This is a genomic window from Ureibacillus terrenus (genome assembly GCF_006569205.1).
GTDB lineage: Bacteria > Bacillota > Bacilli > Bacillales_A > Planococcaceae > Ureibacillus > Ureibacillus terrenus.
Window position 1 is genome coordinate 17,338 of record NZ_VIGD01000008.1, and the last position, 18,633, is coordinate 35,970.

Consider the following 18,633-nt stretch of genomic DNA (forward strand, 5'->3'; position numbering starts at 1 on the left):
TATTTTTCGAAATTAACCGGCACTTTTCACAATACTTCCAAGTATGTATGGAATATTCAGAAAAAAACCTTTTGAAATATAAATAATATACAGAATAGTCTAAAGACACGCCCTAAAAAAATCAAGGAATTATCCATGAAAAAATGAAAAATTATGCCGGCAAAGCGTTAAAGCGCTATCATTGAAAAAAATAAGCCGGCCGTACCGCAGCCCGGTCCAAAAAAATCAAAAAAAAAGAGCGGAAAAGAAAACCGGACCGCCACGCAGTCCGGTTCCCCAACCGCATTTTTTGCGTCAGAAAATCAAGTGGGAGATGAGCGCCACAATCGGTATCGAAATGATGGTGCGGATCAAGAAGATGACAAACAAATCCCACAATTTCAATGGAAGCTTCGTGCCCAAAATCAATCCGCCGACTTCGGACATGTAAATCAACTGGGTTACGGAAACCGTTGCGATAAAGAAGCGGGTCAATTCCGATTCGATGTCCGCCCCCAAAATGGAAGGGAGCAGCATGTCCGCAAAGCCGATGATCATCGTTTGGGCCGCCTCTCCCGCATAAGGGATTTGGAGCAGCTGCAATATCGGTTCGAACGGCATGCCCAGAATTTTAAAGAAGCTCGTATATTCGGCGAGAATCAGGGCGATGGTGCCGAATGCCACGATGACAGGGGTAATGCCTATCCACATTTCCAATACATTTTTCAATCCGCCCTGGGCCACCCTTAACAAATTTTTGTTGCTTTCGGCTTTCATTAAGGCATTTTGCAGCCCGAAGGTAAACGGATTAAATCCTTCCGGCACATCTTCGCGATGCTTTTCGGGGGAGGATCCGTCAAAAAATGTATCCGGCTTGTTGCGGAGAGGGTAGATTCTCGGCATGATCACCGCCAATATGAAACCGGTCAAAATGACCGTTCCGTAAAACGGCAAGAAATATTGACCAAGGTCCACCGTTTCGATAATCACGAAACAGAAAGTGATGGAAACAACGGAAAAGGTCGTCGCTATGGCGGCGGCTTCCCTCGCGGTATAATTTCCTTCTTCATATTGTCTGCTCGTCAAAAGCACGCCGATTGTACCGTCGCCGACCCAGGAAGCCAGGCAGTCAATGGCGGCCCGTCCGGGAATTTTGAAAATCGGGCGCATGATCTTCACCATCATGGAACCGAAAAACTCCAAAAGCCCGAAGTCCGTCAACAGCGGCAACAGCAATCCGGCAAAGAAGAACAAAGCAAAAAGCATCGTCACCAGACCGCCATCCGGATTGAGCAATAAGCCGGTCGTATTTTCGCTCGTGAACGCTTCCGGACCGATTTGGAACAAATACAATGTCGCGAAAATGACCGCAAGCACCCGCATGATCGTCCAGAACAGATGGGTGCGGAACAACACGTCGAAAACCGTCACTTTTCCGCTCTGAGGCACAAAATGCATCACAATGGAGCCGATTGCGGAAATGATAAATACGATGTAGGCAAACCAATGGATGAAAGAGACGATATTGGACGAAAGCCAATTGGCAAGAAGCGCAATAGGCACTTTCAGCCCGTCCGGAGACTGGACGGGAACGATAAATAAAAAGATTCCGATCACCGAAAGACCAATAAACAAAAACCATATTAATGGATGAAATTTCTTATTCATATGAACCCCTCGTAAAATTTTTTCTGCATGTTTATACACTATAAATGGTATTTATACAAATGTCCATATGCGGGGAAAAAGTAATAGTATTTCGAAATTTTCTACTTTTTGAATATTTTTTATTCTTATTTGACTGAATTCTGCGGGGGGAATTGTTATAAAAAAGAAAAACACACCATTTTTGATAAAAAATGGTGTGTTGGGATGTGAAATGGGAATCATAAACCCAGTATTCAAGGGATGTGCATTAAGGAGCTATTAATGATGGGAAACTTCGGAAACTGCTACGCCTGTGTTGGCTTTTACGCGGATTTCTTTATAGATCTCTTCCGCGTCAGAAGATTTTTTCGCCGTCAATACGGTTCCCAGATATCCGGCAATGAAGCCCAAAGGAATCGTAATGATGGCCGGAACGGAAAGCGGAACAAGCGGTTCGCCCACGAAAATGGCCGCGCCTTCCACCGGATTCCATACATTCGGCCCCATAGCGCCCAATACGAGGCAGGAAATAAGCCCTGTCGCCATCGCGGCAATGACACCGTTTGAATTGAATCGTTTCCAGTAAATTGTGTATAAAATCACCGGCAAGTTGGCGGATGCGCCGATACAGAAAGCGAATGATACAAGGAAAGAAACGTTCAGGCTTTGGGCAAAGAGCGCCAAAATGATGGAAACCACAGCAATCGAGATGGAGCCGATGCGGGCAGCGAGCACTTGCTGCTTCTCCGAAAGTTTGCCATCATTTAAAATTTCGCCGTAAATATCATGGGAAATGGCAGAAGCGCCAGTCAACACCAGGCCGGAAACAACCGCCAAAATCGTCGCGAATGCCACGGCCGCAATAAAGGACAATAAAATGTTGCCTCCCAAAAATTCTGCCAGAAGCGGAGCGGCGGTATTGCCGGCAGCATTTTCCGCCTTGATTGTATCGATTCCCACAAAGTGCATGGCACCGAATCCAAGGAAGATCGTCAACGAGAAGAAAATGGCTGTGACCCAAGTTGTCCATGAAATGGAAGTGCGGGCCGTTTTGGCGTCTTTTACCGTAAAGAAGCGCATCAAAATATGCGGCAAGCCGGATGTGCCCAAAACGAGCGCCATCATCATGGAAACGGAGTCGATCATGGACGTATATTTCATTCCAGGAACCAGATACTGGTCGCCATGCTGTGTTGAAATCGTATCAAACATTTTCATCAGGCTGAAGTCGAATTTCCAAAGCACTAAAAACGCCAGCAAAGTTGTACCAAATAAAAGCAGGCAAGCTTTGATGATTTGCACCCAGGATGTAGCCGTCATGCCGCCGAACAATACATAAGTCGTCATCATGACGCCGACGATCAGCACGGCCAACCAATAATCGATGCCGAACAATAATTTGATCAGGGCGCCCGCGCCGACAAGCTGGGCAATCATGTATAAAATCACGATGGTGATGGTCGAAGTGGCCGCAATTCCGCGGACGCGCTTTTCGCTGAAACGGGCAGTCAACATATCCGCCAGCGTATAACGTCCGAGATTGCGCATCGGTTCGGCGATAATGTAAAGAAGCACCAGGTTTGCCACAACGTAGCCGACGGAGAAGAAGAATCCGTCAAATCCCGTCAACGCAATGGCGCCGGATACGCCCAGGAATGCCGCCGCGGACAAATAGTCGCCGGCAATGGCCAACCCGTTTTGCCAGCCTTTCAATCCTCCGCCCGCCGTATAGAAATCGCTTGCGGAAGAAGTCCGTTTCGCGGCGATATATGTTACAACCAAAGTCAATCCTACAATCCCCAGGAAGAATATTACTGTAACCAAATCCATTATTTTGCACCGCCTTGTTCATATTCGCTCAATACTTCTGAAGCCATTTGGTCGAATTTCGGCGCCATTTTCGTATAGACCATGCAAAGCACAACAGTCATGACAAATAGCCCCGCCGAATATACCCATACACCGGTGATGTTGCCGATCCATTTCTGTTGTAATACAGGTGTGAACGCAAGAATTGGCAATAAAATGTAGAGGAACAAGAAAACACCAGTTGTACCGAATAAAAAGGCATTTTTCTTTCTTACAAACTTGTTGAATGATTCCATTTCATAGATTTGATCGAAATTAATGGAATCATTTCTGGACGATTTTACAGAAACTTCTGATTTTTGTTTCGCTACTTGAGCATTTCTCATTGTAGTTACATTCGTCATGCAATTTCCCCCTTAAGAAAAATTATTCTGTTTTATTCAATAAATTTCTGCCCCATCCCTTTTACAAGATACTATTCTAGGGGACAAATTCTTATAATTCAATATTAATTTTCGGCGGTCTTGAACTCTCAAAAAATTCCATATCAATAATCTATCTTTGCAGCACCAGTTGCTGGATGGGGGTTTTTATGAGGGAGAATCCGGCCAGAAACGTTTTACTTGAAGAATTTTTGACAATTTATCTGTATAAAAAAGAGAAAACAAAACATAACGTAGAATAATATATTTCCAACATGAAAATGTTGGATAATAACCGGCGGGGAACAAGTTGGTCCAAGGGTGTTATATAACAAAAGGAAATGATAAAAAATTGATAATTGCAAAAAATAAAAATTTTTTTCTTGACAGAGAATTTTTTGTTGTTTTTGCAGAGGAACATCAAAGGATGTTGATGAAAAGCCGGCGGAAAAAGGGAAAATTATTCTTTTTTCAGAAAATTGGGGGCCCCTTAACCGGCATGCTCCCGGGCGTCCTGCATAAAAAAAAGCAGTACAAACCGGTCGGATGGTCTGTACTGCCAAAGAAAAAATTATTATTTTTTATTCTTCATCATCAAAGCGGATCGTATAGAACTTCTCGTAATGGAACCAGCTGTCGCTCATCGGCTGGCCCTCGTCAATCCGTTTTTGGTTTTCTTCGATCATCCATGCCGTTTGGGAATCGTGGGCCTGCAACGCTTTCAATTTATCTTCTTTGACTTCCGTAATATCGATGACGACGTCCGGTTCCCCTTTTTCGGCGACCGTGTTCGTGGCAAAGCCGACGCCGTACACCACGGGGCGCTCGTTTTTCGGCATGCGGCGCACCGCCTCCACAACGGCGCGGGCAGTCGCTTCATGATCCGGGTGGACGCAGTAATTCGGCAGGAAGGTGATGATGAGGGAAGGGTTCAATTCATCAATCAAATCCTGTACAAGCTTCACCATTTTTTCATCATCTTCAAATTCGATCGTTTTATCCCGGAATCCCATCATGCGAAGATCTTCTATGCCCATGGCTTCGCAGGCTTTCAGCAATTCTTTCCTGCGGATTTCCGGCAAAGATTCGCGCGTCGCAAAAGGAGGATTCCCGAGATTCCGTCCCATTTCTCCCAAAGTGAGGCAAGCGTATGTAACCGGAACTCCCATGTTGCGGTACATGCGGACGAGGCCGGCGGATGAAAAAGATTCATCATCCGGATGAGGAAAGACGAGTAAAACGTGGCGCTCTGGTTTGACAGTCATGTTTCATCCCCCTTACTTAAATGGCGTTTCGCTGATTTCCAATGCAACGGCCAATTTTCCTTCCGGGTTTAACCCTGCCATCAGGAGCCGTCCTTGTTCATCCAATTCATAATGGGTGATTCCTTGCGCATAGACCCAGCCGTTTTCCAGTTTCAATCCGACACGGTGGGGATTGTCGTCGATCACCTTGCCGTATTCATACCGGATTTTCGCGTTGCGGATAAAAGCGCTGGCGTTGAAAAATTGTTCATTATAATGGGTTGCGTACGAGCCGTTCGTCGTTTCGAGGTGTATATATACATCCTTATTTGCAAAGGAATCGATCCATTTTTGAAGGTCTTGCACATCAACTTCCTTCATTACCCATTCTCCTTTCCCCGTGAACTTATGTCATTAGTATAGTAAAAAATTCCACACAATGAAAAGAAAAAGCCGCATGAATGAGAAATTCCCAGAAAAAGAGAAATGCCCGTACATTTTATTGTACGGGCATTTTCCATCAATCATGCAATTTTTCTTGAAATTTCCTATAAAAAGGGGAACCATGATCAGGATTGATCAGTCAATTTCGCGGATGGTTACTTCAGGGGCTCCGTACACATTTTTCGCCCCGTGCATGACCGGTCCGACATATTGGTTCAGCCGCCAGCCATGCTGGATTGCTGCTGAAACGAATTCTTTCGAAGCGACAATCGCTTCTTTGACTGGAAGGCCTTTTGCCAAATTGGCCGTGATGCTCGCCGCAAAAGTGCACCCTGCGCCGTGGTTGTATGACGTTGCAACCGGATCTGTTTCCAATGCATAGAATTTGTTTCCATCAAAAAACAGATCGAGGGCTTTATCCGTCGCAAGGGAGCGGCCTCCTTTGATCACGACATTTTTTGCGCCCAATGCATGGATTTTTTCTGCGGCCTGTTTCATTTCATCAATGGTTTTGGGCGTTTTCATTCCGGCCAATTGACCGGCTTCAAACAGGTTGGGAGTCGTTACTAAAGCGAGAGGGAGCAAATATTGGATCATTGCTTCGACATTTCCCGGATTCAATACCTCATCTTCGCCTTTGCAAACCATCACCGGGTCGATGACAACATTGTCTGTTCCGGAAGCTTCGATGCCTTCCGCCGCAACCCGGATGACTTCTTCATTTGGAAGCATTCCTGTTTTGACCGCGTCAATTCCCGTGGAAATGGCTGTTTTCAGCTGCTCTTTCAATACTTCAATCGGCAAAGTATAGACGCTGTGTTTCCAGCCGCGCTCCGGGTCCATTGTGGCGATGCATGTCAACGCCTGCATTCCGTAAGTGCCGTATTCCTGGAAAGTTTTTAAGTCGGCGTGGGTTCCGGCGCCTCCGGAAGCATCCGACCCGGCGATCGTCAACGTTTTCTTCAATGTCACTTTCCTCATCTCCTGTTTTGTCTGGATCCATTTCCATTATATTGCTTAACTGACTATATAAAAATAGCCAGAATTAAATATTTTGATAATGTCACGTTCTTTGACAATTTAAATAATAGGAGAAAGAAGAAATCATTGCAACCTGCAGGGGCCGGACATCCCGGCATGAAGGGGTTGGAAAAGGAATAAAATCGAAAACCGCTATTGATTCTCCCGGCGTATTGGAGTAGGTTGAAAATGAGGTGTATCGAAATGAAAAAAGTGTTCGACAATGATTGGCAGGAAATTTTGCAGGAAGAGTTTGAAAAACCATACTATCAAAATTTAAGAAAATTTATAGCGAAAGAATACAGCACTCAAATCGTCTATCCGCCAAAAGAGGAAGTCATGAGCGCCTTTTACACCGTTCCTTACAAAGATGTGAAAGTGGTGATTTTGGGCCAGGATCCTTACCATGGTCCGGGACAGGCGCACGGCATGTGTTTTTCCGTGAAACCGGGAGTGCCGCATCCTCCGAGCCTCCGAAACATTTTTATCGAATTGCACAACGATTTAGGCTGCCCGATACCGAAAGACGGGTATTTGATGAAATGGGCGAAGCAGGGAGTGTTCCTGTTAAACACGGTGTTGACGGTGAGACAGGGGCAGGCCAATTCCCACCAGGGGATGGGCTGGGAGCAATTCACCGATGCCGTCATCGAAAAATTGGCGCAGCGGGAAGACCCGATCGTCTTTGTATTATGGGGAAGACCTGCCCAGACAAAGCGCGCCATCATCGAACGGAACGGCTCCCATCACTGCATTTTGCAGGCGCCGCATCCGAGCCCGTTGAGCGCCCACCGGGGATTTTTCGGAAGCCGCCCGTTTTCGAAAATCAACGCGCAACTGGCCGCCTGGGGAAAAGAACCGATTGATTGGTGCCTGGAATAAAACGTCCCAAATCCGGCGACACCAATAAAACTTTTCACATCCCACAAAATTTGGTACATTGAAGTAAAGGCGGGAAGCCATGAAAGTGAACTGTTTCCGGTGCAAATATTTCAAAGTGACATGGGATCCTGGCCATCCACGGGGGTGTACTGCCTACAATTTCAAAACGGGGCAAATCCCGTCCATCGTAGTCAAACAATCTTCCGGGATGGAATGTTTAAAGTTTGAGCCGAAAAAAAGCAAGGGGGAGAGAAGATGATCACCTACCAACGATTGCTTGAAGAAATGGAAGAATACGTGATAAAAGCGAAAAATGCAAAGGATGACCGGGAATTCCGCGAGTTGCTGAGCGGAATCCGGGCAATGTGCGATGTGGTGCTGAATGAAAAACAGCGGGCGCAGGCTGTCCGGAAAGAACTCCCGCCGGCCAGCGGAGAGCCCCTTCTCTCCCCGGTTAAAATTGAAGACGAAGATGCCAATGGGGATTCGATTTTTGATTTTTAATAAAATATAAGAAAAAGAGGGTTTCAAGATGATGAAAGGTTCTGTAATTACTGGTGCGATTTTGGGAGCTTTGTCAGTTGCATTGGGGGCGTTCGGCGCCCATGCTTTAAAAGGTGTATTGGATGCTTACGGGGAATCGATTTGGGATACGGCGGTCCAATACCAAATGTTTCATTCCGCGGGAATCGTTTTGGTCGGAATTTTGATGCATCCGAAACTTTTAGGGGATTCAGCCCCTTTGAAATGGGCATTTTTTGCCATGGCATTCGGAATCCTTTTCTTCTCCGGCAGCTTATATGTGTTGGCGGTCAGCGGCATCCGCACATTGGGCGCCATCACTCCAATCGGCGGCGTATTGTTTGTCGTTGGATGGATACTTCTTGCCATTGGAGCCGGAAAAGGCAAAGTTTATTGATAAAAACAATTGCAGGGCGGTTGGAAGCCGATTTTGGTTCTCCAGCCGCCCATTTTCAATTTTGGGGGAGATCCCGAAAGGAAGCCGCAAATCACAAGAATTAGACACAATTCAACGGGATGTTTCATGATACGATTACATATAGCTAATAGTATTTGTCGCGACTTTGGAAAGGGGTTGTAGCAATGGAAAGCTTGGCGCTTTTGTTGGATCGGCATTATGAGGAAATGGTGTCCATCCGCAGATATTTGCATGCCAATCCTGAATTGTCATTCCAGGAAGTGCATACGCCCAAATTTATTGCCAACTTTCATCGGGAGCTGGGGCTGGAAGTCCGGGAAGGGGTTGGAGGAAGAGGAGTAGTCGCAACATTGAGAGGAGCGAAACCGGGAAAAACGGTCGCGTTGAGGGCGGATTTTGATGCATTGCCAATCCAGGAAGAGAATGATCTCCCTTACAAATCAAAAGTGGATGGTGTCATGCATGCATGCGGACACGACGGGCATACGGCAACCCTTTTAATTTTGGCGAAAGCCCTTCATCAAATGCGGGAAGCGATCAGCGGAAATATTGTGTTCATTCATCAATTTGCGGAAGAGGTATTGCCGGGCGGCGCCAAACCGATGATTGAAGACGGCTGCCTAGACGGGGTGGATGTGATTTTCGGAACGCATTTATGGGCGCCGACGCCGTTGGGGGAAATCCATGTCCGCAAAGGAGCCATTATGGCGGCACCGGACATGTTCGAAGCCGTGATTCACGGAACGGGGGGACATGGGGCGGAACCGCATCATGCGGTGGATTCCGTCGTGCTTGGGGCGCAGTACGTCAACCAACTGCAAACCATCGTTTCGCGGAGAATCAGCCCGCTAAAACATGCCGTCATTACAGTCGGACAATTTGAAGCCGGAACCGCCTACAATGTCATTGCGGAAAAAGCGGTCATCAGGGGGACGGTGCGGACATTCGAAGAGGATGTAAGAAACCGCATTGAACGGGAGTTGGAAGCCCTTCTGAAATCGGTTTGCGAAGGGGCAAATGCCGCATACGAATTTACCTATACAAGAGGATACCCGCCGGTTGTCAACCATCCGGAAGAAACGGATTTTCTGGCGGATGCGGCAAAGCGGGTGCCTGATGTGGCGGCCGTGAAGGAATGCGAGCCGTTCATGATCGGGGAGGATTTTTCCTATTATTTACAAAAGGTGCCGGGCACTTTTTTCATCACCGGCGCAAAACATCCGGACTGGGAAACGGCGTATCCGCATCATCATCCGAGATTCAATTTTGATGAGAGGGCGATGCTGATTGCGGCCAAAACGATGGGACTTGCAACGCTTCAATATTTAGAAAAATATCACAAATAAGTGAATTTTAATAGAATTTTAACAAAAAATAAGTTGGAAAATAGTATAATGAACACAAAAATATCTATCAATGAAGGGGTGACCGATATGAGCATTGGGGCAAAGATGAATGTAGCCTTTTATTCGCTCATCGGTATGCTTTGTATATCGATGATTGTAAGTTTTGTCAACTTTCAAAGAATCGATCATCAAGTGGACACGGCCATGAATGAGCGGGTAACGGCCATTCAGGAAATTTCGTCCGTGCGCTACCAGGCGGCGCAGCTCGACAATTACATAACCAAATATCTGCTGCTTGAAGACGGGGCAGATTATGAAAAAGTACATACATATATGCAATCAATGGATGAACAAATCGCATCATTGGAAACATTGGCCGTTACCGACACAATGAAAGGCTATATTGAAGAATTAAAACGGCAGAAAGGGAGCCTGGACCAGGAATTTGAAAAAATCGCCGCAGCAACCCATGGCGCCGCATTGTCAAACAGCGCGATCCAAGGCATCAGCCAAAGCCTGATTGATACGACTGACAAAATGATTGAATATCAAACCGGCCAATTGGAAGACATCAAGAAGGACACAAAGGGGGCCATCGCTTCTTCCAACATCACGGCCGCGGCGGTGCTGGCCGCCAGTTTGATTGTCAGCGGAATGTTGGTCTATTTCGTAAGGAGAACCATCACCCGGCCGTTGAGAAAAGTGGTGGAAGCCGTGACAACGGTTTCGTCCGGCGATCTGACGGAAGAAGATTTAATCGTCCGGTCAAAGGATGAAATCGGCCAGCTTTCCGAAGCGTTCAACACCATGAAAAAGAATTTAAAAACCCTTCTTTGGAACGCAAGGCTGAATGCGGAACAAGTGAGCGGGGCTGCACAGCAGCTTTCCGCAAGCACGCAAGAAATTTCCGCGACGGCGGAAGAAATGGTGCGCCGGGTGAATGTAACGGCGGAAATGGCGCAAACAAACGCACAGGCGGCAAATGATTCCGCCCGGGCAATGGATGAAACGGCAATCGGAGTGCAAAAAATTGCCGAATCCACTCAAATGCTGCATTCCGCTTCTCTGGATACAAGCGAATTGGCTTCCCACGGCGGGGAGGTGCTCCAAAATGCTGAAAAACAAATGGGCACCATCAATCACTCGACAAACGCGGTAAACGAATTGGTTCAAAAATTGAGCAAACAAACGCAGGAAATAGAAAATATTTCAAAGGTCATTACAGAAATTACCGACCAAACCAACCTGCTCGCGCTGAATGCGGCAATTGAAGCTGCCCGCGCCGGCGAACATGGAAGAGGGTTTGCCGTCGTGGCGGAAGAAGTCCGCAAACTGGCGGAACAATCGAAACAGTCGGCAAGCAAGATCACGGCGTTGACCGCTGAAATCAAACAGGATACCGAAAACGTGGAAAAAGCCGTATCCGATTCCCTGCAGTCCGTGGAAGATGGCGTAAAGGTGATTGCGGAAGCCGGACAGGCCTTTGCGGATATTGTCAAGGCAATTGAACAAATGAAAATGCAAATCGGGGAAATCTCCGCAACAAGCGAACAGATTTCCGCGAGCGCAGAGGAAGTTTCGGCGGCGGTCAACGAAATTTCAAGCGCATCGATGGAATCGGCGGGCGAAATCCAGATGGTCGCTTCCAACATCGAAGAACAAACCGCCACAATGGAGCAAGTGAACAAAGTCGCGGCGGAATTGAGCGAGAACGCCCAAAACTTGCAAAGGGAAATCCGGAAGTTCCAAATCCAATAACATCCCATACATATACATAGGCTTTTTGGATGAAAAATACATAAAAAAGAGCGAATTCTTCCATTCGCTCTTTTCCAACATATTTTCTAACGCTGTTGAGGTCTTGGGCGAGAGGTATTGATATATTTGAATCCGTCATCGAATCGGGCATAGTCGAAATAAATCATCGGCACCAAATAAACGTGGTTTGTGTTTGCTTCACGGATTACCGCATGGTCGCGTCCTGCCTGGATGACTGCGCCGCGGACTCTCAGTACATTTCCGCGGGTTTCGTTCGATAATGTTTCGGAAACCGGGAATGTGAAATAGAAGGTGCCTGTAACGCCGATATTGGCGCGCAAAATGTTTTCAATGTAAGATTCTTCCGTTTGTCGTCCTCCGGGGGGTGAAGGCGTAACAGTGCCGGAAGGCGTAATGTAATCTCCGCTTTGTACGGAGGGCGGCGTCTGTTGGATTTGCCCTTGACCGAAGAATGGTTGTTGGAAATATTGGCCGCCTGTTGCGCCAGGACCCCAATAATAATAAGTCACTAAGTAAACATCCTTTCCTTGTAAAGTTTTTTATAGACCTGGACAAGATCCCTCGAGGGGGGCAAAGAAACAGTGGGATTTATATCTGCCGGTGTTCCATTGGCCATACCATTGGGCAGGGCAGCTTCCCGAAGGCATGAAAAACCACAGGGCTCTTTCGGCGGGCACGAAGCGTTCGCCTCTGATGACTCTGCGGGCCAACGCAATGTCCTGCGGACGCGCCCGCTGATAAAAATAGCTTTTTTGCACGGCTTCAAAGCCGCCCGGACTTTGGTACACCATTTGTTCAATCGTCCGGATGTTTTTGAAATCAAGGCAATCCGCCCGGACACGGTTTACGCCTACATTTCCGACCAACAGCATGCCAAGGTCCCCGTCACCTTCCGCTTCCGCCCGCATCAGCCGGGCAAGCAAGGCAACTTCTGCTTCATTGGCTGCAATAACGGCGATGTTTCATACCTCCTCAACATAATGTATGCATGATAACGTGTTTCAGAATAGATTTTTTGAAAATGTTTCTCTTTCTTTAAAAAAATTGAAAGAGGTGATGAAGGAGTATAAAGAAATTGTTATAGCAATAAAATAGAATTGTAACAGTTGACATGGTTCGACAGGCGACACTAATGAATAAAATATGAGTGAAGGTGTTAGTTGGTGACAAACAAAGGGGAACTTGATTGAAAAGGGGAGAAGGGATCCAAAACAGCTTATTTGGAGGTCGGTTATTCATGCAACCGGAATTAGGGATCTATATTGGGATTATTGTCAGTGCAATTTTGTCGTTTGTGATTGCAGGGTTGTTTCATCAACCGCTCCATTGGTATCTCTTCATTTTGATACTTTTCATCGGCTTTTTGCTTCAAACGATCATTATGATTTTGCAGGCGCCCGATGAACAACACCATCATGAACATAAATAAAGCGGGACGTGAACGGTGCGTCCCGCTTTATTTATTATTTTATTTAACGCTCAGCATGTTTGCGAATTTCTCTTTATCCAACAATGTGCCTACTAGGAATTCTCCAAATTCGCCGAAGCGGGCGGACGCTTCATCAAATCGCATTTCATAGACGATTTTCTTGAATTGGAGCATGTCATCGGAGAAGAGGGTAACGCCCCATTCATGGTCATCCAGCCCCGTGGAACCTGTTACGATTTGTTTCACTTTGCCGGCGTATTTGCGGCCCACTTCGCCATGGGAGCGCATCAATTCGCGGCGCTCAGACATTGGCAACATGAACCAGTTGTCTTTTCCTAAACGGCGCTTGTCCATAGGGTAGAAGCAAATATATTTTGTCCGCGGCAATTCCGGATATAGACGGGAACGGATATAAGGGTTTTGATATGGATCTTCGTCGGAGTTGCCCAAATAGTTGGAAAGCTCCACAACTGAGAAATAGGAATATGTCGGAATTGTATAATCAGCCAATTTCAATTTGCTGAAAGCGGTTTCCAATTCATGGATTTCATCAGGCGTTTCGCGAAGAATCATGAACATAAAGTCCGCTTTTTGCCCGATTGTGGAATAGAAGGCATGGGAGCCGGTTTTGGCCTGATGGACTTCCTCCAATTTATCAAGATATTGATAAAATTCTTCCAATGCAGCTTGCCGTTCTTCTTCAGGCAACAGCTTCCATGAAGTCCAGTCGATGACGCGATAATCATGCAGACAGTACCAGCCGTCTAATGTGAATGCTGCTTCGCTCATTGCATAAACACTCCTTCGAATTGATAATCAAACTCACCACTATCTTAGCATAAATTATAAAATATTCCTTCTCCTTAAGCTTCAAATTTAATGAAGCTTTCATGAATTCGCCCACTTTTTTTCACAATTCATTTTGTGTATTCTTGACTATAAGAATGCGCTGGCATTGTAAAAAAGATTGGAAAAAAGCCGTGCAGGAATGTTGGCAAAACTTTCGGAACCGTAGCATACTTAAAGTGCGGTGAAAATTTTGTAAGGAGCAAAAAAAATGCAGTCATTGTTACAGCAGAAAACATGGCGGTTCATCGACCAGTCCACGTCCTATGACCGCTCGCCGCTGGAGTCCTTTGCGATGGATGACGCCCTTTGCCATTTGGTCGGCCAAGGGTTGTCCGTTCCGGTGGTCCGCACATGGGTGCATGACCCGTATGTGGTGCTGGGCATTCAGGATCATCGCATGCCTTATATCCAGGAAGGGATCGGGGAACTGAAAAAAGCCGGCTATGAAGCGATAGTCCGCAATTCCGGGGGGCTTGCGGTGGTGCTGGACCGGGGGATCTTGAACATTTCGATTGTCCTTTCCGAAGCGCCGGGGTCCATCAGCATCAACACAGGTTATGAAGTGATGCTGCAATTTGTGAAGCTGCTCTTTCCGGAAGCGGCCGATCAAATCCAAGCCTATGAAATTGTCGGTTCTTATTGCCCCGGATCTTATGATTTGAGCATTGGCGGGAAAAAATTTGCGGGGATTTCCCAACGCCGGATCCGCAACGGGGTGGCCGTCCAGATTTATTTATGTATGGAAGGAAGCGGAAGCGAGAGGGCGGAACTCATTAAACGGATGTATCAGACAAGTTTGCAGGATGTCCGGACAAAATTCCGATATCCGGATATCCGTCCGGAAGTGATGGCCAGTTTGAGCGAATTGCTGGACCGCACCGTCACTGTGCAGGAAACGGTCATACGGGTCCAACAGCTGCTCGCCTCCCTGTCGGACCAGGTGCTCTTCCAACCGCTAAATCAGGATGAATCAGATTTATATTCTTTCTACCTGAAGAGAGTTTTGGATCGGAATCTAAAATTGATAGGGAAAAATACGTAGATGTGCGAATCAGTTCGTCACATCTACGTTTTCTTTTTCTTTGTTGGATTGCATATGGGAGTAGTCAGGGATCAGGTTGCCGTTCTTCTCCATTTTGAAGACCGGAGCGATGCGCGTTTCCTCATCTTCCAATGCCACTAGTTTGCGCGCGCGGTTCATGATTTGGACGAATTGCTCATAATCTTCGCGGATTTGTTTGTTTTCTTTTTGCAGTTTCTCAATCTCTTTTTCCAACTCTTTTATTTTTTCGGTAGCGGAGTTGGCAATCTGGCGCCATTTTGTCGCTTCGCTGTCGCTGCCTCCCTGGGATTGCAAACGCAATAGATAGGCAATGACGATATCCAGATTCATATCAGATAGTGAAATAGGTTTGGATTCTCCATTGTTACCAGGAAGCAGGTAAACGCCGGGTGAGCGTCTTCTGCCGGACATTCCTAATAGTTTCATGCGTTCTTTCCGGATGCGTTTCGCTTCTTCCAATTCTTTTTCATAGCGTTTGCGGACTACCGCATTCCACCGGAAACCGCATGCAGCCGGTGTACGATTTAATTTGTCCCCCACTTCCTCAAAAGCATTTAATTGAGTGCTACCTTCTTTGACATGACGCAACACCGCTTCCGCAAGGAGTTCATCGTTTTCTTTCAACCAGGCATCTTGTCTTAATTTCGCCATCGTTTTCCCTCCTGTTAATGTAGTAGTTTCTTATGTCAAAACATATCGTGTCCAACAAGTTCCAAATTTATTCATTTTTTTTACAATTTTTTATATGAATTTATCAAAAAACGGCGCAACAGGTTCCAATTCAGCCATTAGTTGGATATTTGGCCTTTTTGCTTGAACCAAAGCATGACGATAGTCTAAAATATCATTTAGGCCAAAAAGTAGTTTTGAAATTGAGTGATAGAAAGGATTGTTGACAATATGGCGGCAAACGAATTTAGAGTTTGCGATGAATGCAAAGCCGTCAATTTGAAAACGCTGATTCCGAAGTTGAAAAAGCTGGACCCTGACGCAAAAATTGAGATCGGCTGCCAATCCTATTGCGGACCGGGCCGCAAAAAAACGTTTACTTTCGTAAATGGCAGACCGGTCAATGCATTGACAGAAGATGAATTGATTGAAAAGGTCAAAGCCAAACTGAAGATGGATTGAACAAAAGCTACTTTCTATGAGGATAGAAGGTAGCTTATTTTGTTTCTATTAGTTTTAGTGGGAAAAAAGATTTTTAAACGTGAGGGAAACCATTTTTCATAGGATTTTCGGATGTCAAAATCTTGTTCCCGCAACCGGTTGTGGAAACAATGGGGAAGCCGCACCAATGCTTTTGTCCGCAAAAATCTTTCACTTTGGCAACTATTGCGTGTAAATAAATAGAAAATTTCTTATAATGATAGTAAGAATTGGAAGGAACGAGGTGCGGTCTTTTGGTGGAATATGCAAAACAAAAACTTTCGGAAGAAAAAGTGTTCAAAGATCCCGTGCACCGATATGTCCATGTCCGCGACCAAGTGATTTGGGATTTGATCGGCACGAAAGAATTCCAGCGTTTGCGCCGAATCCGGCAGCTGGGCACGACTTATCTCGTATTTCATGGCGCGGAACACAGCCGTTTTAATCATTCCTTGGGAGTTTACGAAGTGGTCCGGCGGATTGTGGACAACGTTTTCCATGGAAGACCGGAGTGGAACGAGGAGGAACGGCTGCTTGTCTTATGCGCGGCACTGCTGCATGATTTGGGCCACGGCCCGTTTTCCCACGCCTTCGAAAACGTCTTTAAAACGGACCATGAATATTTTACAAGGCAAATCCTCTTGGGAGACACCGAGGTCAATGCGGTGCTCAAGCGGGTATCGGAAGACTTTCCGGAAAAGGTGGCGCAAGTCATTGAAAAAACGTATGAGAATCAACTTGTCGTCAGTCTCATTTCCAGCCAGATCGACGCGGACCGGATGGATTATTTGCAACGGGACGCTTACTATACAGGGGTGAGCTACGGCCACTTTGACATGGAACGGATTCTCCGCGTGATGCGACCGAGAAAAGGGAAAGTCGTCATTAAATCAAGCGGCATGCATGCGGTGGAAGACTATATCATGTCCCGCTATCAAATGTATCTGCAAGTCTATTTCCACCCCGTTTCCCGCAGCGCGGAAGTGTTGCTGAACAATATTTTGAAAAGAACGAAAGACCTCTATGAACAGGGCTACCAATTTGCCGTTGAACCGGTTCATTTCAAATCATTTTTTGAAAATAATATAACGGTGGAAGATTATATTGAACTGGACGAATATTTATTGGTGACCTATTTCAAATCCTGGATGAAAGAAAAGGACCCGATTCTCAGCGATTTAAGCGCGAGATTTGTGAACCGCAAACTGTTCAAATATACGAATCTCAATCCGGAAGAAGAACCGGGGCGTTTCGAAAGATTGAAAGAGCTGTTCGAAAAAGCGGGGGTGGATACGGACTACTACATTTACCACGATTGCACGTCGGATTTGCCTTACGATTACTATGAACCGGATAAGGAAACGGATAAATTCCCGATTTTTTTGGAGATGCCGAACGGGGAAATCCGGGAATTGTCACAGGAATCGTTTATTGTCGACGCGATAGCGGGGCGCATGAAAAAAGACCATAAAGTGTATTATCCAAAAGAAGTATTGATGGACCCCAATCTTGATCCGGCATTGAAGGCGGAGATTGAAAAGCTGTTAAACAATTCCGGAAGATAGGATAACAAAAATTGTTCAACCTTTTTTGGCGACTAAGAAAATCTGACGCTTCCGCCCCGGCCGAACGGCGACGGGAAGGGAGGAAACGGGTACGGCTCCTTCAGAAGCGGAGATTTATAAATAGAAAATTCTTATAGAAGAAAGGGTGTCCGGAAAGTTTTTTCACGATCCGGACACCCGCTTTGCTTTTTGGATGGTCTGAAAAAGAACCGGGCAATCCATGCGCTTTACTTGTCGCAAACGCGAACGCCGCCGGTTGCGTAGTGGTTCTTGGACATTTCTTCAATGATGATCGTCACCGCTTCCGGTTTTGCGTTGATCGTTTCAACAAGCGCTTCCGTCACTTTCTCGACCATCGCTTTTTTCTGTTCATCCGTGCGTCCTTCGAGCATTTTGATGGTTACTACAGGCATGACTGAACCTCCCAGTGGATAAATTTAGAGTATAATCATTATAATAGGTTTAAATGGAGGGGATGACAATATGACAAATAACGAAAAACCGAAACAGAAAATGACCTTTACCATCATTAAGAACAATCCCACGGACGGCCACAAAGGGTTTGGCATCGGCGCCATTTCATTGGAAAATGTAACGCCCGTGTTCATTGATATAGAAGAAAAACATGCGTTTATTGACATGGGGGCCATGCATGCCAAAAGCGAAGTCGAAAAGGGCATCAAATTCACGACAAACCGGGAAGATTCCGCCGGCGGAAAGCCGTATTGGCTCGTTTGGGTGACGGTCGAAATCAAAGAAGACGGCCCATATTATGCGGGGGTGGCCGCCTGCGAAATGGTGGTCAACCGTGAAAAACGGAGAGGCTATAAAATTTTGGCCGATCATGTCAACAAAATGGACAAGTCCCTGAAACGCAGAATCGTTGTCGATCACATGGATGCGGAATCCAAAAAAGTATTGGCCGAATTTCTGCAAAACCATGACCAGGGCATGTGGGAACGGAGCAGCCGGGAATTGAAAGAGGCATTGGCAGCGCAGGGATAATGAAGGTGTCCCTGAACAGAGAAACGTTCCTTCCATTCTGTCAATAGGTTTCATAAAAAAA

Annotated in this window: 22 protein-coding genes; 11 read left to right on the plus strand and 11 right to left on the minus strand. The window is 46.2% G+C overall.

Going from position 1 to position 18,633, the window contains the following annotated elements:
• Positions 1–294: 294 nt before the first annotated feature.
• From FKZ59_RS07440 to thiD, 6 genes are all read right to left on the minus strand, one after another.
• Complete coding sequence (locus FKZ59_RS07440) at positions 295–1,647, minus strand: YjiH family protein (protein ID WP_141602127.1); 1,353 nt, start codon at positions 1,645–1,647, stop codon at positions 295–297.
• Positions 1,648–1,905: 258 nt separating this feature from the next.
• Positions 1,906–3,456 carry a solute symporter family protein gene (locus tag FKZ59_RS07445; protein ID WP_141602128.1) on the minus strand — a complete coding sequence of 517 codons (1,551 nt, stop codon included), beginning with the start codon at positions 3,454–3,456 and terminating at the stop codon, positions 1,906–1,908.
• Positions 3,456–3,839 carry a DUF485 domain-containing protein gene (locus tag FKZ59_RS07450; RefSeq protein ID WP_141602129.1) on the minus strand — a complete coding sequence of 128 codons (384 nt, stop codon included), beginning with the start codon at positions 3,837–3,839 and terminating at the stop codon, positions 3,456–3,458. The genes FKZ59_RS07445 and FKZ59_RS07450 overlap by 1 nt, the downstream gene beginning before the upstream one ends.
• Positions 3,840–4,438: 599 nt before the next feature.
• Positions 4,439–5,122 (minus strand): bacillithiol biosynthesis deacetylase BshB2, encoded by a 684-nt coding sequence (bshB2, locus tag FKZ59_RS07455; protein WP_141602130.1) that lies wholly within the window; start codon positions 5,120–5,122, stop codon positions 4,439–4,441.
• Between the two features lie 12 nt (positions 5,123–5,134).
• The gene (locus tag FKZ59_RS07460) at positions 5,135–5,482 is read right to left on the minus strand and encodes a YojF family protein (RefSeq protein WP_141602131.1); all 348 of its coding nucleotides are present in this window, start codon (positions 5,480–5,482) and stop codon (positions 5,135–5,137) included.
• Between the two features lie 198 nt (positions 5,483–5,680).
• Positions 5,681–6,517 (minus strand): bifunctional hydroxymethylpyrimidine kinase/phosphomethylpyrimidine kinase, encoded by an 837-nt coding sequence (gene thiD, locus FKZ59_RS07465; RefSeq protein WP_141602132.1) that lies wholly within the window; start codon positions 6,515–6,517, stop codon positions 5,681–5,683.
• A gap of 252 nt (positions 6,518–6,769) precedes the next feature.
• Here thiD and FKZ59_RS07470 point away from each other — a divergent pair, with 252 nt between their 5' ends.
• From FKZ59_RS07470 to FKZ59_RS07495, 6 genes are all read left to right on the plus strand, one after another.
• Entirely contained in the window at positions 6,770–7,447 is a 678-nt protein-coding gene (locus FKZ59_RS07470) for a uracil-DNA glycosylase (protein ID WP_141602236.1), read from the plus strand.
• A 79-nt stretch (positions 7,448–7,526) separates the two neighbouring features.
• Positions 7,527–7,706, plus strand: coding sequence for a uracil-DNA glycosylase (locus FKZ59_RS14935; protein WP_141602133.1), 180 nt, complete (start codon positions 7,527–7,529; stop codon positions 7,704–7,706).
• The gene (locus FKZ59_RS07480; protein ID WP_141602134.1) at positions 7,703–7,951 is read left to right on the plus strand and encodes a YwdI family protein; all 249 of its coding nucleotides are present in this window, start codon (positions 7,703–7,705) and stop codon (positions 7,949–7,951) included. The genes FKZ59_RS14935 and FKZ59_RS07480 overlap by 4 nt, the downstream gene beginning before the upstream one ends.
• 31 nt (positions 7,952–7,982) lie before the next feature.
• Entirely contained in the window at positions 7,983–8,366 is a 384-nt protein-coding gene (locus FKZ59_RS07485; RefSeq protein ID WP_141602237.1) for a DUF423 domain-containing protein, read from the plus strand.
• Between the two features lie 185 nt (positions 8,367–8,551).
• Positions 8,552–9,733, plus strand: coding sequence for a M20 family metallopeptidase (locus FKZ59_RS07490; RefSeq protein WP_141602135.1), 1,182 nt, complete (start codon positions 8,552–8,554; stop codon positions 9,731–9,733).
• An 87-nt stretch (positions 9,734–9,820) separates the two neighbouring features.
• Positions 9,821–11,491 carry a methyl-accepting chemotaxis protein gene (locus FKZ59_RS07495; protein ID WP_141602136.1) on the plus strand — a complete coding sequence of 557 codons (1,671 nt, stop codon included), beginning with the start codon at positions 9,821–9,823 and terminating at the stop codon, positions 11,489–11,491.
• Between the two features lie 86 nt (positions 11,492–11,577).
• Here the strand turns inward: FKZ59_RS07495 and FKZ59_RS07500 are convergent, their stop codons facing one another.
• Entirely contained in the window at positions 11,578–12,021 is a 444-nt protein-coding gene (locus FKZ59_RS07500) for a spore coat protein GerQ (protein ID WP_246045844.1), read from the minus strand.
• A 30-nt stretch (positions 12,022–12,051) separates the two neighbouring features.
• Positions 12,052–12,471 (minus strand): cell wall hydrolase, encoded by a 420-nt coding sequence (locus FKZ59_RS07505; protein ID WP_141602137.1) that lies wholly within the window; start codon positions 12,469–12,471, stop codon positions 12,052–12,054.
• A gap of 278 nt (positions 12,472–12,749) precedes the next feature.
• Between FKZ59_RS07505 and FKZ59_RS07510 the strand changes: the two genes are divergently transcribed.
• Complete coding sequence (locus FKZ59_RS07510; protein ID WP_141602138.1) at positions 12,750–12,941, plus strand: hypothetical protein; 192 nt, start codon at positions 12,750–12,752, stop codon at positions 12,939–12,941.
• Between the two features lie 39 nt (positions 12,942–12,980).
• Here FKZ59_RS07510 and hemQ read toward each other — a convergent pair whose 3' ends face one another.
• Positions 12,981–13,730 (minus strand): hydrogen peroxide-dependent heme synthase, encoded by a 750-nt coding sequence (gene hemQ / locus FKZ59_RS07515; protein WP_141602139.1) that lies wholly within the window; start codon positions 13,728–13,730, stop codon positions 12,981–12,983.
• Between the two features lie 268 nt (positions 13,731–13,998).
• Here hemQ and FKZ59_RS07520 point away from each other — a divergent pair, with 268 nt between their 5' ends.
• Complete coding sequence (locus FKZ59_RS07520; protein WP_141602140.1) at positions 13,999–14,832, plus strand: lipoate--protein ligase family protein; 834 nt, start codon at positions 13,999–14,001, stop codon at positions 14,830–14,832.
• A gap of 9 nt (positions 14,833–14,841) precedes the next feature.
• Here FKZ59_RS07520 and FKZ59_RS07525 read toward each other — a convergent pair whose 3' ends face one another.
• On the minus strand, positions 14,842–15,504 hold the full coding sequence (locus FKZ59_RS07525) for an RsfA family transcriptional regulator (protein WP_141602141.1): 663 nt from the start codon (positions 15,502–15,504) through the stop codon (positions 14,842–14,844).
• A 249-nt stretch (positions 15,505–15,753) separates the two neighbouring features.
• Here FKZ59_RS07525 and FKZ59_RS07530 point away from each other — a divergent pair, with 249 nt between their 5' ends.
• On the plus strand, positions 15,754–15,984 hold the full coding sequence (locus FKZ59_RS07530; protein WP_141602142.1) for a DUF1450 domain-containing protein: 231 nt from the start codon (positions 15,754–15,756) through the stop codon (positions 15,982–15,984).
• A 275-nt stretch (positions 15,985–16,259) separates the two neighbouring features.
• Positions 16,260–17,567 (plus strand): HD domain-containing protein, encoded by a 1,308-nt coding sequence (locus FKZ59_RS07535; RefSeq protein WP_141602143.1) that lies wholly within the window; start codon positions 16,260–16,262, stop codon positions 17,565–17,567.
• 227 nt (positions 17,568–17,794) lie between these two features.
• Here the strand turns inward: FKZ59_RS07535 and FKZ59_RS07540 are convergent, their stop codons facing one another.
• Positions 17,795–17,980: a 2-hydroxymuconate tautomerase gene (locus tag FKZ59_RS07540; protein ID WP_141602144.1), complete on the minus strand. Its 186-nt coding sequence runs from the start codon at positions 17,978–17,980 to the stop codon at positions 17,795–17,797.
• Between the two features lie 70 nt (positions 17,981–18,050).
• Here FKZ59_RS07540 and FKZ59_RS07545 point away from each other — a divergent pair, with 70 nt between their 5' ends.
• Positions 18,051–18,572 carry a YwhD family protein gene (locus FKZ59_RS07545; protein WP_141602145.1) on the plus strand — a complete coding sequence of 174 codons (522 nt, stop codon included), beginning with the start codon at positions 18,051–18,053 and terminating at the stop codon, positions 18,570–18,572.
• The last annotated feature ends 61 nt before the right edge of the window (positions 18,573–18,633 follow it).